Raw genomic sequence first — 14,422 nt, 5'->3', positions numbered from 1 at the left:
TGTCCTTTACAAACTACCAGGCCGATCGCCAGACACAGCAGCAGCAATCGACTCGAAACTCTAGTCATGAAGCTACCATTTTGTGGTTTCATTATGTCCAAAACCGGGAATTATGGTCAATCTTGTGGAATCTGGGGTGATTGTTCAGGCTGAAATGCCAATCGGTCTGTTTGGCGGGGGGGAAATCACATCTGAAGATGTGAGTCTGGTCCTGAATCGCGTCAAAAGCGCTGTTGCAGCGGATGGGGGCGCTGCCGCGTTGATTGATTCGGGTCGAATTCCGGATGCGGTGATCGGCGATTTCGATTCGCTTTCATCCGGTCATCGCGCGCAGATACCGGCTGATCGGCTGCATCCAATATCCGAACAGAACAGCACCGATTTCGACAAAGCCCTTCGAAATGTCATTGCCCCGGTCGTCCTGGCAGCGGGATTTCTGGGCGCTCGGGTTGATCATCAGTTGGTCGCGTTCAATACGCTCGTTCGTTTGCAGGACCGGCCCTGTATCCTGTTAGGGGCACGCGAGATAGTGTTTCACGCGCCTCCCCAGATCCGGCTGGAATTGACTGCCGGAGATACCGTTTCTCTGTTCCCTTTGCGACGGGTGACCGGGCGCAGCGATGGGCTTGAATGGCCGATCAACGATTTGGTGCTTGAACCGGACGGGCGGGTCGGAACCTCGAACCGGGCGCTGGGTGCACTTGCACTTGAGGTGGACGCGCCTGGTCTGCTGGCGATCCTGCCGCGCACCGCGTTGGATCAGGTCATGCAGGCGTTTCTGTCGGGCCAGACCGGGCATTGGCCCGCTCGTGCAGGATGACATAAAGCCCCGCGGAGATGGTGATGCCGATGCCGATCGCCGCCAGCCCGTTGGGCAGGTCGTGGAAAATCAACCAGCCGATCAGGGTGGCAACAGGAATTTCAAGATATTGCATCGGGGCGAGGGTCGCGGACGGTGCATAGCGCAGCGACCACGTCATCAGAAGATGTGCCACGGTGCCGAGCACGCCGATGCCCAGCAGCAGCCAAAGCGTTTCACCCTTGGGCATCGTCAATGACATGGCGGGCAGGCCAGCCTGAGAGCCCACATAGACGATCGGCAACAAGAGAGCTGTCGCCATAGCCCCCGATACCGCTTGCAGCGCAACCGGGTCTGTTTCTTTGGCGATCTGGCGTGTGACCAGCATGAACAGGGCAAAGACCACGGCGACGATCAAAGGCAGTAACGCAGGAGCGCCAACCTGCGCAAAGCTAGGTTGGATGACGAGCAAAGTGCCGATGAAACCCACGACACAGGCAATCAGGCGGCGCGGGCCGACTTGTTCGCCAAGAACGTACTTGCCCAGCAGCAGCATGATAAACGGCATCACAAAAGCAATGGCGACAGTATCGGCCAGCGGCATATATTGCAGCGCTGTAAACATCGCCGCGATCCCAACAATGTGCAGCAGCGTACGGACCATCGTCAGACGCAGGACCCTTGGTGTCATCCGCCATGGCTTGCCGGTCACAGCGATGAGCGGGATCAGGATCATCGCTTGCACGCCGAACCGCACCAGAACCAACAAACCCAGAGCAATGGTTTCGCCCAACAGCTTCGCCATCCCGTCACCAAGCGGAGCGAGCACGCAAAAGCCGAGCATCAATACGATGCCAAAAACGGGACGATCCTGAGTCATGTGCGCGACGCTAGCGTTTTCGCATCAAAGGGGGAAGCTCTGATCTCAGGCGTCGGGCAGGGGTTGGACTTTGGTATAATCCGGGCCAACGCAGGTGGGCAGGCCGTCATTGAGTTGAAGCCAGCTTAGCTTTTCCTCGTGCGCGACATGCAGAGTCGGGGTCAGCGCCTCGGGGTTTTCTAGCGTCGCCACATAGAGGTGCATCACATCCGACATTACTGTCGAGCGGAAGGATATCGGTGTGCCGCAATGGGGGCAAAAGCTGCGCTCGACCCCGGGGGAGGAGTTAAACCTTCTCGGTTGTTCTCCGGTCCAGCGCCAATTGCCATCGCGCACCCCGAAATAGGTGGTGATCGGGGCCGCGCATTGGCGACGGCAGCTATCGCAATGGCAGGTGACACAGGACAGAACCGGAGGATCAACCTCGTATCCGATCTTGCCGCATAGGCAATGTCCGCGCATGTCACCCGCTCTTTCTTGCTGTCAGATCAGCAGTTCGGCACGTTGACGGCCAGCCCGCCCAATGAGGTTTCCTTGTACTTCGCGTGCATATCCTCGCCGGTCTGGCGCATGGTTTCAATGGCCGCGTCTAGGGGCATGAAGTGCTTACCGTCACCGCGCAGGGCGAGTGACGCGGCCGAAACGGCCTTGATCGCGCCAAGGCCATTGCGTTCGATACAAGGCACCTGCACCAAGCCCGCGACTGGGTCGCATGTCATGCCGAGGTGATGTTCGAGCGCGATCTCGGCGGCGTTTTCCACCTGCTCGGGCGTACCACCCATCACAGCGCACATGCCGGCGGCAGCCATGGCCGAGGCACTTCCGACCTCTGCCTGACAGCCCGCCTCGGCGCCCGAGATCGAGGCGTTGAACTTGACCAGACCGCCGATGGCGGCCGCGGTGAGCAGGAAATCCTCGACATGGCTTTCGGACGCGCCGGGGACATGATCGAGGTAATAACGCAAGACTGAAGGCAGCACGCCTGCCGCGCCGTTGGTAGGTGCGGTGACGACTTGCCCACCGGCGGCGTTTTCTTCGTTCACGGCCATCGCGTAGACGCTCATCCAGTCGTTGATCGTATGCGGCGCGTTCAGGTTCATGCCGCGTTCGGCCAGCAGGGCATCGTGGATCCCCTTGGCGCGGCGGCGCACGCTAAGGCCACCGGGTAGGATGCCATCGGTTTTCAAGCCGCGCTCGATACAGTCATTCATGACCTGCCAAAGACGTGCCGTGCCTTTGGCAAAGCTATCCGCGCAACCGCGCGCGATTTCATTTTCGCGCTTCATCTGAGCGATACTTTTGCCGTTGTCCTTGGCCATCTGCAGCATTTCGGCCGCGGATTTGAACGGGAAGGGAACAGGCGCACCTTCGTCGGTTGCTTTGCCTTCGGCCAATTCTTCTTCGGTCAGGACAAAGCCGCCACCAATGGAATAATAGACCTGACGCAATATGACATCGCCTTGTGCGTCAGTGGCCATCAGGATCATGCCGTTGGCGTGGCCGGGCAGATTGTTGTCGTAGTCAAATATCAGATCGGCCTTAGGATCGAAGCTTAGCGTAGGCAACCCTTCTGGGGTTACCGTATGCGTATCGGAAATCTGCGTCAGCGCGGCCTCGGCCTTATCGTTGTCATACGTGTCGGGCACGAACCCGGCGAGACCAAGGATCGTAGCGCGGTCAGTCGCGTGGCCGACGCCGGTGAAAGCAAGCGATCCATGCAATGAGCCGCGCAACCCCGCAAATTCAAACGGTGATGCACGCATCAGATCAAGAAACCGTGCGGCGGCAACCATAGGGCCCATGGTGTGTGACGACGATGGGCCAATGCCCACTTTGAACATATCGAAAACTGAGAGAAACATGTCAGGTAGCTGAGCCTTCTGGAGGGGTGGCGTAGGTTGGAGATGTGAACGGCGTCGCCCCCAAACCCTCGGCGGCGATGACCGATCGGGTTGCCGGGCGAAATTCGAGTTGATGCAGTATCTTTTGCAAATAGGGTGTGTCGGCCAGTTGATACCAACTGCGGTCAGCCTTGGCGGGATAAAGCGCCATCCAGCGCATCATGCAGGCGACATAGACGGTCAGGGCCGAGGGCACCTGCGTGTTGAACCAATCGGGCGCGTCTTGGGCCAAATCATCCAGCCGCTTCAGATGCTGGCGCAATCTGGGGCGAATACCGGCACGCAACGCTTCAGCCTGTGCTGCGTCAATGTATTTCTCAGCGTAGAACAGGATGCGCAGATCGGCATGCAACGTGTTTGAGGCAAAGAACAGCCATTTCAGAAACGCCGCCCGATCGGCGCTTTCGGGCGCGGGGGCCATCTGTCGGTGCGTGTCGGCCAGCCACAACAGGATTGCGGCAGTCTCGAAAATTGGTCCTTGTGGTGTTTCCAATACGGGAATCAGCCCATTGGGATTCAGTGCCCGATAAGCGGCACTGTCTTGTGCGTTACGTGTGCGATCGACCAGCGCCGTCTCATACGTCAAGCCCATCTCTTCCAATGCCAATCGGATTATCAGCGAGGCATTGTCGGGGGCATAGTGAAGGCGATAAGTCGATTCCATGACGTCTTTCTAGAGTGTCTGGCGACCAGTATAGTGATCGATTACGACGTTTCCTATAGGAAACTCGTCGTTAAGTGTTAAGTTAGCGCTGCGATCGAGTGAATTGCCTCTCGCAGTTGCGCGGGGCATTCCCTATAAGTCCGTCAATATTCTGAGGGGAAGCTGCCATGATCAAGGATTTGTCGCCCATCGACAAAGCAAAATATGTTGCGGCCTGCCGTGCCGCCGATCTTGTCCAAAGTGGAATGCGCGTGGGCCTGGGGACCGGGTCGACCGCCGCGTGGCTGGTCCGCCGTCTAGGCGAGAGGGTGCGCGACGAAGGTCTGTCGATCAAAGGCGTTCCGACCTCGACCGCGACCGCGCAATTGGCGCGGGAAGAGGGGATCGAGGTTATCTCGCTGGATCAGGCTGGATGGTTGGACCTGACCATAGACGGCGCGGATGAATTCGATGGTGAATTCAATCTGATTAAGGGCGGCGGTGCTGCGCTGCTGCAGGAAAAGATCGTGGCCACGGCCAGCGACCAGATGGTAGTGATCGCCGACGCCGGCAAAGAGGTCGAGACGCTAGGCGCGTTCCCCTTGCCGGTTGAGGTGATCCCGTTCGGCTGGCAAACCACCCGCACGCTGATCGAAGAGGCGCTGGACACGATGGATGTGCTGGGCACGTCGGTTACTTTGCGGATGAATGGCGAGGCCCCTAAGGTCACGGATGAGGGCAATCACATCTTGGACCTGCACCTCAAACGGATCGGAAATGCGCGGCAGTTGGCGCTGGTGATGAACCAGATCCCCGGCGTGGTCGAGAACGGTCTCTTCATCGACATTTGCGACAAAGTAATCGTCGGCCATGGTGACGGGCGCGTTGAACTGCGCGACCTCAATGAAGGCACCGTGCTGACCAACATGCTGGGCGAGGGTGGGGACAACCTGTTCTCCGATCTGGCAGATTAAGGTCGGGTCAGATAGCGCGGCGGGTATCTGATGAAATCTTGATATTTCAGCGCTCAGGGGTTGGCAGTTTGAATTTTGCGCCCAGATATCCACTGAATTTTAGCCACGCGGCAAGCAAAGGAACGTATGTATGAGCTTTGACTATGATCTGTTCGTCATCGGAGGTGGCTCGGGTGGTGTACGCGCGGCGCGTGTAGCTGCGGGTGAGACTGGTGCCAAAGTGGCGCTGGCAGAAGAGGATCGTTACGGCGGAACCTGCGTGATCCGCGGCTGTGTGCCCAAAAAGTTGATGGTTTTTGCCAGCGAATTTTCTGGGATGGTCGGAGATGCTCAGGCATTCGGTTGGGATATTCGGCCCGGTGGGTTCGACTGGAACTTATTCCATGGCAAGTTGGTGACTGAGTTGGACCGTTTGGAGGGCGTCTATCGCAACATCCTTAAAAACAACGGTGTCGAAAGCTTTGATCAGAGGGCCCGTGTGGTCGATCCGCATACGGTTGAACTTGCTGACGGGACGCGCAAGACCGCCAAGCACATCCTGATCGCCACGGGTGGGCGTCCGGTTGTGCCCGAGTTTCCCGGCTCGGATCTGGCGATCACCTCAAACGAGATATTCCATCTGGAAAAATTACCCGAAAACATCCTGATTGTGGGTGGCGGCTATATTGCAAGTGAGTTTGCCGGCATCATGAACGGATTAGGGGTGAAGACTACCCAGTTCTATCGTGGACCTCAGATTTTGCGCGGCTTCGACGAAGAAGCGCGCGGCCTGATCTGCGACGAGATGCGCCAGAACGGCATTGATGTGCGTCTGGAAACCAACGTGGTCGAAATGACCAAAGCTGGCGACAAGATCCGTGTCAAAGCCACCGATGGCAGTGAAGATCAGTTCGATGTGGTGATGTATGCCACCGGCCGCGCACCCAATGCAGATGATATTGGGCTCGAGGCGCTGGGTGTCGAACGCGGCCGCAAGGGCGAGATCATCGTAGATGAATACAGCCAGACCGGCGTGCCATCGATCTACGCCATTGGCGACGTGACGGATCGGGTGAACCTGACTCCGGTTGCGATCCGCGAGGGCATGGCCTTTGTTGAGACGGTTTTCAAGGGCAACCCGACCCCGGTGGACCACGAACTGATCCCAACCGCGATCTTCACGCAGCCAGAAATGGGCACTGTAGGCCTCAGCGAAGAAGAGGCGGCTGCGCAGGAATCAATCGAGGTTTACACGACTTCGTTCAAACCAATGCAGAAGTCATTTGCAGGTGGCTCGCAGAAGGTTCTGATGAAGCTGATCGTATCGCAGGCGACGCGCAAGGTGCTGGGCTGTCACATTGTGGCTCCGGGGGCGGGTGAGATGATCCAGCTGGCCGGAATTGCCGTGAAAATGGGGGCTACCAAAGAAGATTTTGACCGCACCGTTGCAGTTCACCCGGTGATGGCCGAAGAACTGGTGACAATGCGGCAACCTGTGCGCACGGCTTGATTTGCAAGCGCGCGCACACACGTTACAAGGGAACCCGTGATCACACGGTCCAATATAAGGGAAAAGATACATATGGCGGGCAACAGCGGCGGCCCCTGGGGGGGCGGAGGCTCATCCGGAGGCGGAGGAAATCGGGGTAACAACGGGGACGGGCGCAAGCCCCCCGAAGGCGACGGCCCGCAGATCCCCGAGATCGACGAGCTGATGAAAAAAGGCCAGGAGCAGCTGCGCGTCCTAATGGGCGGTCGCGGCGGCGGTGGCCGAGGGACCAATGGCAAAGGCGGCGGCGGTGGTCCGGCATTTACCAAGGGTACAATTGCAATTGGTGTGTTGGTGGCAGCAGGTCTCTGGGCTGCGGCAAGCTTCTACACCGTTAAACCCGAAGAACAGTCTGTTGAGCTGTTTCTGGGCGAATTCTCGGCTGTTGGAAATCCAGGTCTGAATTTCGCGCCTTGGCCTCTTGTCACCGCAGAAGTGATTCCGGTCACCCGCGAACAAAACGAAGACATGGGTGGTGCCCGCGGCAGCGACGATGGTCTGATGCTGACCGGGGACGAGAATGTGGTCGATATTGACTATCAGGTCGTCTGGAACATTAACGACCCGGCCAAATATCTGTTCAACCTGCGCGATCCGCGCCAGACGATCCGTGCCGTTTCGGAATCGGCCATGCGTGAGATCATCGCGCAAAGCGAGCTCGCACCAATCCTGAACCGGGATCGTGGCATTATTGCCGACCGTTTGCAGGAACTGATTCAGGCGACAATGGACAGCTATGATTCAGGTGTGAACATCGTCCGTGTGAACTTCGACAAAGCCGACCCGCCGCAGGACGTGATTGCCGCGTTCCGTGATGTTCAGGCCGCCGCGCAGGAACGCGACCGGTTGCAGAACGTGGCGGATGCTTATGCCAACCGCGTTCTGGCCGAAGCGCGGGGTGAAGCCGCTCAGGTTCTGGAAGAGGCCGAAGCCTATCGTGCCCAGCAGATCAACAGCGCAATGGGTGAGGCCAGTCGTTTCAGTGCGGTTTTGGAAGAGTACTCCAAAGCGCCGGATGTAACCCGCAAACGTCTGTACCTGGAGCGGATGGAGCAGGTTCTGGGCGATGTTGACAAGATCATTCTGGATGAAAAATCCACAGGATCAGGGCAGGGCGTCGTCCCGTATCTGCCGCTGAATGAACTGCGCCGTAGCCCTGCAGGGGAGAGCAACTGATGCGTAAATCGACAATCATTCTGCCGATCGTATTCGTCGCAATCGTCGGCATCCTGTCCTCGATCTTCATCGTGGATGAGCGCGAGCGCGCGCTGGTTCTGCAATTTGGCCGCGTTGTTGCAGTGAAGGAAGAGCCGGGCTTGGCGTTCAAAATCCCGTTGATTCAGGAAGTGGTGCGCTACGATGACCGCATCCTGTCGATCGATGTGCAGCCGCTAGAGGTTACGCCTTTGGACGATCGCCGTCTGGTGGTTGACGCCTTCGCGCGCTACCGGATTTCGGACCTGAACCAGTTCCGTCAGGCTGTCGGTGTCGGTGGCATCCCGGTTGCCGAGGATCGCCTGGACCGTATCCTGCGCGCTGAAACGCGTGAGGTTCTGGGTTCGGTATCGTCCCGTGATATCCTCAGCTCGGATCGTGCTGCGCTGATGCTGCGAATCCGCAACAGTGCGATTGCCGAAGCGCAGGCGCTGGGCGTTAACGTGATCGACGTGCGTCTGAAAGCCACCGATCTGCCGCAGGCGAACCTCGAAGCGACGTTTGACCGGATGAAGGCCGAACGTGAACGTGAAGCCACTGACGAACGTGCCCGTGGTAACGAGGCGGCGCAGCGTGTACGCGCGCAGGCCGACCGGACCGTGGTTGAACTGGTGTCCGACGCAAATCGCGAGGCTGAAATCATTCGCGGTGAAGCGGATGCCGAACGGAACTCGATCTTTGCCGAAGCCTACGGTGCCGATCCGGAGTTCTTTGAATTCTACCGGTCGCTCACAGCTTACGAAAACGCCCTGCAAGGCGGCAACAGTTCGTTGATCCTGAGCCCGGATTCAGAGTTCTTCAACTACCTTGCTTCGCCGACCGGACGTCGGGCGCCGGCCGCTGCGGCTTCCGAGTAATGGGTATGATCCTTCTGGCCTTTGGGCTGGTGTTGATCGTTGAGGGGCTGGCATATGCGCTGGCCCCTTCGCTTATTGAACGTATGCTGGAAGCGTTGCGCACCCTGCCTGAACAGGCGCGGCGTTTGGCCGGGTTGCTATGTGTCGTCAGCGGTTTGATCCTATTGTGGGGCGCATATCAGGTCGGTTTTTGATGCGATGGTTTCACGCACCGGTGATTTCCCCGCGATCCCGAGTTGCGGGCTTGGCCAAACTGACTACATTGGTTGCTAAGAAGGGTGATCTTTGGTTGCCCGCAAAAGAAGTGTCGACAAGGAGACCCCAAGTGCAGGCGAAAGCGCGCAGTGTGTCCGTCCGGCGGGACGATGTTATGGTAATGATGCGGCTTATGTGGCTGGCCTTTTTGGGGATGCTGCTGGTTCTTGCACAGTCAGTGGCCGCGCAGTCGCGCGGTGACAGTCTGGCACCGCTTGCTGAAAAGATCAGCCCCGCGGTGGTCAATATTACCACCTCGACCCTGATCGAAGGTCAGACCGGTCCGCAGGGGATCGTGCCCGAAGGCTCTCCGTTCGAGGATTTTTTCCGCGAGTTTCAGGACCGCAATGGCGGGGATGACGAAAACCGCCCGCGCCGCAGCAACGCGCTGGGCTCGGGGTTCGTGATTTCGGAAGACGGGTATATCGTCACCAACAATCACGTCATCGCCGAAGCCGATGAAATTCTGGTCGAGTTCTTTCCTGGTGATGGTCAGCCTGCAGAAGAACTGGTTGCTAAGGTGATCGGCAAGGACGAAAAAACCGATATCGCGCTGCTGAAGGTCGAAGCCGAAGGGCCTCTGAAATATGTCCAATTCGGTGACAGCGATACGGCGCGCGTGGGGGATTGGGTGATTGCGATGGGTAATCCGCTTGGGCAGGGATTTTCGGTCTCGGCCGGGATCGTGTCGGCGCGAAACCGGGCGCTGAGCGGTTCTTATGACGATTACATCCAGACCGATGCCGCGATCAACCGAGGGAACTCGGGCGGTCCGTTGTTCAATATGAATGGCGAAGTAATTGGTGTGAACACGGCGATCCTGTCGCCCAATGGCGGCTCGATCGGGATCGGGTTCTCGATGGCCTCGAACGTGGTGATCAAGGTTGTCGATCAGTTGCGCGAGTTTGGTGAAACCCGCCGCGGCTGGCTGGGCGTGCGCATTCAGGACGTGACCGAGGATATGGCCGAGGCAATGGGTCTGGACAAACCCGGCGGCGCGCTGATCAGCGATGTCCCGGACGGTCCGGCCAAAGAAGCCGGTCTGTTGGCCGGAGATGTGATCATCAGCTTCGATGGAGTCGAGGTCGAGGACACGCGCGGCCTTGTACGGCAGGTGGGTGAGACCACGGTAGGTAAATCCGTGCGCGTCGTTGTGCATCGTGACGGTGGCACGCAAACCGTGCTGGTGACGCTGGGGCGTCGCGAGGATGCCGAGCGCTCCGAAGAAGGTGATGAGCCAGAAATCGAAGCACCGGCGGAAGAGGATAAAGACATTCTGGGTCTGACCATCGCTCCGTTGGGCAACAGCCAGCGCGAGGAATTGGGGCTGGATGCCGATGCCGAGGGCCTGTTGGTCACCAATGTGGATGAAGCTTCGGAAGCCTTTGAGAAAGGCCTGCGCACCGGCGATCTGATCACAGAGGCGGGGCAGCAAAAAGTGACCTCAATTGCTGATCTTGAGGCCCGCATGGAAGAGGCGCGAGAGGCTGGGCGTAAATCGCTGCTGCTGCTGGTACGGCGTGGCGGAGAGCCTCGTTTTGTGGCGCTGAGCTTGGAACCGTAAACAGCATTCCAATCAAAATTTGTGAAGGCCGGGTGAATATCCCGGCCTTTCTTCATTTATTCATACTTTCTTAAGAAAGAAGCCATATGCCGGGGAAGGCATATGGCTCTTGTACAGGGAGAGGTCGGTGGACAGATATCGGGGATGATAAAACCGACCTCCTACGGTAACAGGATTGACCTTAGGGCAATCTTGATGCCGCGTATGTGAAGCGGATCACATCCGTGCAACTTTAGATCAGATCAGATTCGGCAAGTTGCCGTAGTGCGTCGAAATCGTGGATTTGCAGACCTCCACGCGAGGCTTCGACCACATTGTCGCGCTTCCAAGTCGATATGGTTTTTGACACCGCTTCACGCGTTGCACCGACGAATTCAGCCAGTTCGCTTTGTGACAGCGTGATCCGAGCCGTCGGTGTGTCTTGTTGACCTGCCAAATGCAACAGCTTGCGCGCCAGTCTTATCGGCATTGGCAGGAACACCTGCTCGTTCAACTGATCACCCATCCAACGCATGCGCACCCCCGCGAGGCGGATCAAGTCGACCGCGAGATCGGGGTTCTTTCTGATCTGTTCCATGACATCCTTGTGTCGAACGCGAAGTACTTTGGCAGGCTCTGCTGCGGTGACAGTGGCGGTCCGGGGACCGCTGTCGAACAGAGCAATCTCGCCGAACACTTCGCCAGCGCGCATCAGCCTAAGCGACAGTTTACGTCCGCTCATGGCCAAAAAGGATACCTCGAGCTTGCCGGACAGGATCGCATAAAGCGCCTCTCCTGGGTCGCCTTGTTCGAACAGTACATCGCCCCGGTCGAGCGTCAATTCTGTGGCCTGGGCCGCCAGCATTGTGCGCAGCTCTTCAGAGGCTTCGGATAGGAATCCGCTATTGGGGAAAGCCATCATGCGGGCGATTGTCTCCGGAGTTGAGTGGTGCGGGTGGTGACCCAGCTTTCCACAGCTTGCGTTCTAAGCCAAGAAAATTCATCAGATATTAACGCTGAGTGATCCGACCGGTTACTGATCCGGGTCATCCATATAGCGTTGCAGCATGCTGAACTGCATCATCAGGAACGCCATCAGCGCGATGGGAAAGCCGAAGGTTTCGATCTTGACCCAAAGGTCGGTCGACATTGTTCTCCAGACCAGTTCATTGGCGACCGCAAGCACCGCAAAACAGGCACACAGTCGGCGCGTCAGGATCATCCAGCCTTCGTCACGCATGGGCAGCATTTCGTCCAGAACGTAAGCCAGGTAGGACTTTCCCTGCAAAAGACCGATCCCAAGGATGGCGGAAAAGAAGCCATAGACCAGCGTTGTTTTCATCTTGAAAAACCGCTCGTCATTGAACCAGGCGGTAAGGCCACCGAAGAAAATCACCATGAACGCAGTGAAAATCTGCATCCGGCTGAGCTTGCCGGTCAGGTACCAGAGGATGCCCATGGCAGCCAGCATCAGAGGCACAAACAGGATGGTGGCGACGATAAAGCCCGAATACTCGGTGCCGCCGATCACGAAATTGTCATCACGCAGACGCAGGTAGATGAAGAAGAAGGCCAGCGGGGGCCCCAGTTCCAGCACCTGTTTGAGGAAAGGGTTGATGTCTTTTTTCTCTGCCATGATTCCGACCTGCTGCTTACCCGCCCATTTCAACTATTACTGCACCGAGTGCAATCAATGCCATTAACGCAATGCGCCTGGGGCCGACGGTTTCTTTTAGCACCAGCCACCCGATGAGCGCGGCGAAGACGGTTGAGGTTTCGCGCAGGACGGCGGCTTCTCCGACCTTGTCGAGCCGCGTGGCCAACATGACCGCACCAAAAGACAGCGGTGCGACGATACCGCCGACAAAACCGCGTAGCATCAGGGGGCCGAGTGCTGGTCGGTGAATCATGGCACGGTATCGAAGCGCGGCGTAAATCGGCATGGCGGCTCCGTCGATCATGAAGAACCACGCGAGGAAGGTGAACGGGTCGGCTGTGGCGCGTATGCCGTAGGCGTCATAGGTCGTATAGAGCGCGACAAAGAGGCCAGTGGCAAGCGCCAGTACCAGCGCGATATGTAGCGTGTCACGATTGGTCTCAAGATAGCGCAGGTTATAGGCGGCGAGGCCGAAGATACCTGCCAGCAAAGTGGCCACACCCAGCCATTGAACACCTGTGAATGTCTCGCCAAACAGAATATAGGCCCCGATTACGGTAAAGAGCGGGCCAGTGCCACGCACGACCGGATAGACAACCGTGTAGGAGCCTTTGGTATAGGCCATCGCCTGCAGGACCTTGTAGCCGATATGGATCACCCAAACGACGCCAAAGATGGGCCACATATATGGTTCGGGCCATGGGACGACGAAAAAGGCGAAGGGCATCGCCATAAGGCAATAGCAGGCATCGATCGCCCCACGCGACATCCACGGGTCATGGCGACCCTTTTGCAGCGCGCCGAAGACTGCATGCAGGAAGGCCGCCATCAGCGCGAGGGCGAGGGCGAGGTGGTGGCCTGCTTCGGTGCCTTCGAGGGAGATTAGCCAGTCGCTCAAATCGGGGCTTTCGCTTGGGCGGAGAGAGTGGGGGGCTGTCTGCCCCCCACGCCCCCCGAAGGTATTTTTGGCCAGATGAAGGGGCGGATCAGGTTTGCAGGCCGGTGAGGGCGGCGGCGAATTCTTCGGGGTCGAAAGGGGCGAGGTCGTCAATCTGCTCACCGACGCCAATCGCGTGGATCGGCAGACCGAACTTGTCGGCGAGGGCGACCAGTACGCCGCCTTTGGCTGTGCCATCGAGCTTGGTCATCACAAGGCCCGAGACATCGGCGAGATTGCGGAAGGTTTCGACCTGGCTAAGGGCGTTCTGGCCGGTGGTGGCGTCCAGCACCAGTAGGGTGTTGTGCGGGGCCGTGTCGTCGACCTTGCGGATGACGCGGACGATCTTGGCCAGTTCCTCCATTAGGTCAGCGCGATTTTGCAGGCGGCCTGCTGTATCAATCATCAGAAGGTCGGCACCTTCGTTTTGCGCTTTGGTCAGGGCATCGAAGGCCAGCGAAGCGGGGTCTGAGCCTTCGGGCGCGGTCAGCACCGGGACACCAGCGCGGTCTCCCCAGACCTGCAACTGCTCGACGGCGGCGGCGCGGAAGGTGTCTCCGGCGGCGATGACGACCTTTTTGCCTGCGGCTTTGAACTGGCTGGCGAGCTTGCCGATGGTCGTGGTTTTGCCCGAGCCGTTCACGCCCACGACCAACACCACTTGTGGGCGCTTGGGGTAGATTGGCATTGGTTTGGCCACAGGGTCCATCACACGCGCGACTTCCTGCGCCAGCAGCTGTTTGATTTCCTGGGTCGAGAGTTTGCGGCCAAAGCGCCCCTCTGCCATGTTGGACGTAACGCGCAGGGCGGTGTCGACGCCCATGTCCGAGGCGATCAGAAGCTCTTCGAGCTGTTCCAGCATGTCGTCGTCCAGAGTGCGGCGAACAACCATGCGGTCTTCGTTGCGCGTAAACAGGCGGCCCAGCAGGCCTTTGGAATCGGGGACTTCCGGGGGCGGAGGGGCCGGTGTGGGATCAGCCGGGATCGGAGCTGGGGGTTCGGCCGGTTGTGGCACAGGCGCAGGCTCCGGCACTTCGGGAACCGGTTGCGGTTCTGGCTCGGGGTCAGGGATCACGGGGTCAGGTGTGGTTTCCTCGCCGCCATCCTCGACAATCGCATCCAGCCCCTCTTCGAGGCGCGACGAGGATTTGAACAGCTTGTCCTTGAGCTTTGAGAAAAACGCCATTTTTGGTCTCCGCAGGTGTTCCCCTCACCTAATGCGGATTGAAGGCA

General features: G+C 58.4%; 15 protein-coding genes. 7 read left to right on the top strand and 8 right to left on the bottom strand.

Annotation, left to right across the window (positions count from 1 at the left end; all coding sequences use genetic code 11):
• Nucleotides 1–112: 112 nt before the first annotated feature.
• A complete protein-coding gene (locus tag AC2FI7_RS01365; protein WP_010439199.1) occupies nucleotides 113–820 on the top strand; it encodes a thiamine diphosphokinase in 708 nt (235 codons plus the stop codon).
• Here AC2FI7_RS01365 and AC2FI7_RS01360 read toward each other — a convergent pair.
• From AC2FI7_RS01360 to AC2FI7_RS01345, 4 genes are read right to left on the bottom strand one after another with little or no spacing between them, the layout of a single operon-like run.
• The gene (locus AC2FI7_RS01360) at nucleotides 765–1,679 is read right to left on the bottom strand and encodes a DMT family transporter (protein WP_010439202.1); all 915 of its coding nucleotides are present in this window, start codon (nucleotides 1,677–1,679) and stop codon (nucleotides 765–767) included. The genes AC2FI7_RS01365 and AC2FI7_RS01360 overlap by 56 nt on opposite strands.
• Nucleotides 1,680–1,724: 45 nt before the next feature.
• Entirely contained in the window at nucleotides 1,725–2,141 is a 417-nt protein-coding gene (locus AC2FI7_RS01355) for a GFA family protein (RefSeq protein WP_083828997.1), read from the bottom strand.
• 26 nt (nucleotides 2,142–2,167) lie between these two features.
• On the bottom strand, nucleotides 2,168–3,541 hold the full coding sequence (locus AC2FI7_RS01350; protein WP_010439206.1) for an L-serine ammonia-lyase: 1,374 nt from the start codon (nucleotides 3,539–3,541) through the stop codon (nucleotides 2,168–2,170).
• A 1-nt stretch (nucleotide 3,542) separates the two neighbouring features.
• Nucleotides 3,543–4,244, bottom strand: coding sequence for a glutathione S-transferase family protein (locus tag AC2FI7_RS01345; RefSeq protein ID WP_010439208.1), 702 nt, complete (start codon nucleotides 4,242–4,244; stop codon nucleotides 3,543–3,545).
• Nucleotides 4,245–4,411: 167 nt separating this feature from the next.
• Here AC2FI7_RS01345 and rpiA point away from each other — a divergent pair, with 167 nt between their 5' ends.
• The 6 genes from rpiA (at nucleotide 4,412) to AC2FI7_RS01315 (ending at nucleotide 10,616) form a co-directional block, all read left to right on the top strand.
• Nucleotides 4,412–5,197: a ribose-5-phosphate isomerase RpiA gene (rpiA, locus tag AC2FI7_RS01340; RefSeq protein ID WP_010439210.1), complete on the top strand. Its 786-nt coding sequence runs from the start codon at nucleotides 4,412–4,414 to the stop codon at nucleotides 5,195–5,197.
• Between the two features lie 130 nt (nucleotides 5,198–5,327).
• Nucleotides 5,328–6,686: a glutathione-disulfide reductase gene (gene gor, locus AC2FI7_RS01335; RefSeq protein WP_010439212.1), complete on the top strand. Its 1,359-nt coding sequence runs from the start codon at nucleotides 5,328–5,330 to the stop codon at nucleotides 6,684–6,686.
• A 72-nt stretch (nucleotides 6,687–6,758) separates the two neighbouring features.
• A complete protein-coding gene (gene hflK / locus AC2FI7_RS01330) occupies nucleotides 6,759–7,901 on the top strand; it encodes an FtsH protease activity modulator HflK (protein ID WP_010439214.1) in 1,143 nt (380 codons plus the stop codon).
• Nucleotides 7,901–8,797, top strand: a complete 897-nt coding sequence (gene hflC, locus AC2FI7_RS01325) for a protease modulator HflC (protein WP_010439217.1) — start codon at nucleotides 7,901–7,903, stop codon at nucleotides 8,795–8,797. The genes hflK and hflC overlap by 1 nt, the downstream gene beginning before the upstream one ends.
• Nucleotides 8,797–8,991 (top strand): DUF2065 domain-containing protein, encoded by a 195-nt coding sequence (locus tag AC2FI7_RS01320; RefSeq protein WP_010439218.1) that lies wholly within the window; start codon nucleotides 8,797–8,799, stop codon nucleotides 8,989–8,991. Before hflC ends, AC2FI7_RS01320 begins: the two co-directional genes overlap by 1 nt.
• A gap of 176 nt (nucleotides 8,992–9,167) precedes the next feature.
• On the top strand, nucleotides 9,168–10,616 hold the full coding sequence (locus tag AC2FI7_RS01315; protein WP_120981148.1) for a DegQ family serine endoprotease: 1,449 nt from the start codon (nucleotides 9,168–9,170) through the stop codon (nucleotides 10,614–10,616).
• A gap of 232 nt (nucleotides 10,617–10,848) precedes the next feature.
• On the opposite strand, the gene AC2FI7_RS01310 is transcribed toward AC2FI7_RS01315, so the two are convergent.
• The 4 genes from AC2FI7_RS01310 to ftsY all read right to left on the bottom strand — a co-directional run bounded on the left by AC2FI7_RS01310 (nucleotide 10,849) and on the right by ftsY (nucleotide 14,375).
• Nucleotides 10,849–11,517 (bottom strand): Crp/Fnr family transcriptional regulator, encoded by a 669-nt coding sequence (locus tag AC2FI7_RS01310; protein ID WP_010439221.1) that lies wholly within the window; start codon nucleotides 11,515–11,517, stop codon nucleotides 10,849–10,851.
• A gap of 111 nt (nucleotides 11,518–11,628) precedes the next feature.
• Nucleotides 11,629–12,231, bottom strand: a complete 603-nt coding sequence (locus tag AC2FI7_RS01305; RefSeq protein ID WP_010439223.1) for an inner membrane-spanning protein YciB — start codon at nucleotides 12,229–12,231, stop codon at nucleotides 11,629–11,631.
• A 16-nt stretch (nucleotides 12,232–12,247) separates the two neighbouring features.
• Nucleotides 12,248–13,150 carry an EamA family transporter gene (locus AC2FI7_RS01300; protein WP_010439225.1) on the bottom strand — a complete coding sequence of 301 codons (903 nt, stop codon included), beginning with the start codon at nucleotides 13,148–13,150 and terminating at the stop codon, nucleotides 12,248–12,250.
• 88 nt (nucleotides 13,151–13,238) lie between these two features.
• Nucleotides 13,239–14,375 carry a signal recognition particle-docking protein FtsY gene (ftsY, locus tag AC2FI7_RS01295; protein ID WP_496815565.1) on the bottom strand — a complete coding sequence of 379 codons (1,137 nt, stop codon included), beginning with the start codon at nucleotides 14,373–14,375 and terminating at the stop codon, nucleotides 13,239–13,241.
• Between the last annotated feature and the right edge of the window lie 47 nt (nucleotides 14,376–14,422).

Source organism: Ruegeria sp. YTSA064 (assembly GCF_059610325.1).
The sequence above is the reverse complement of the archived record's forward strand: the minus strand, read 5'-3'. Positions and strand labels throughout refer to the sequence as shown.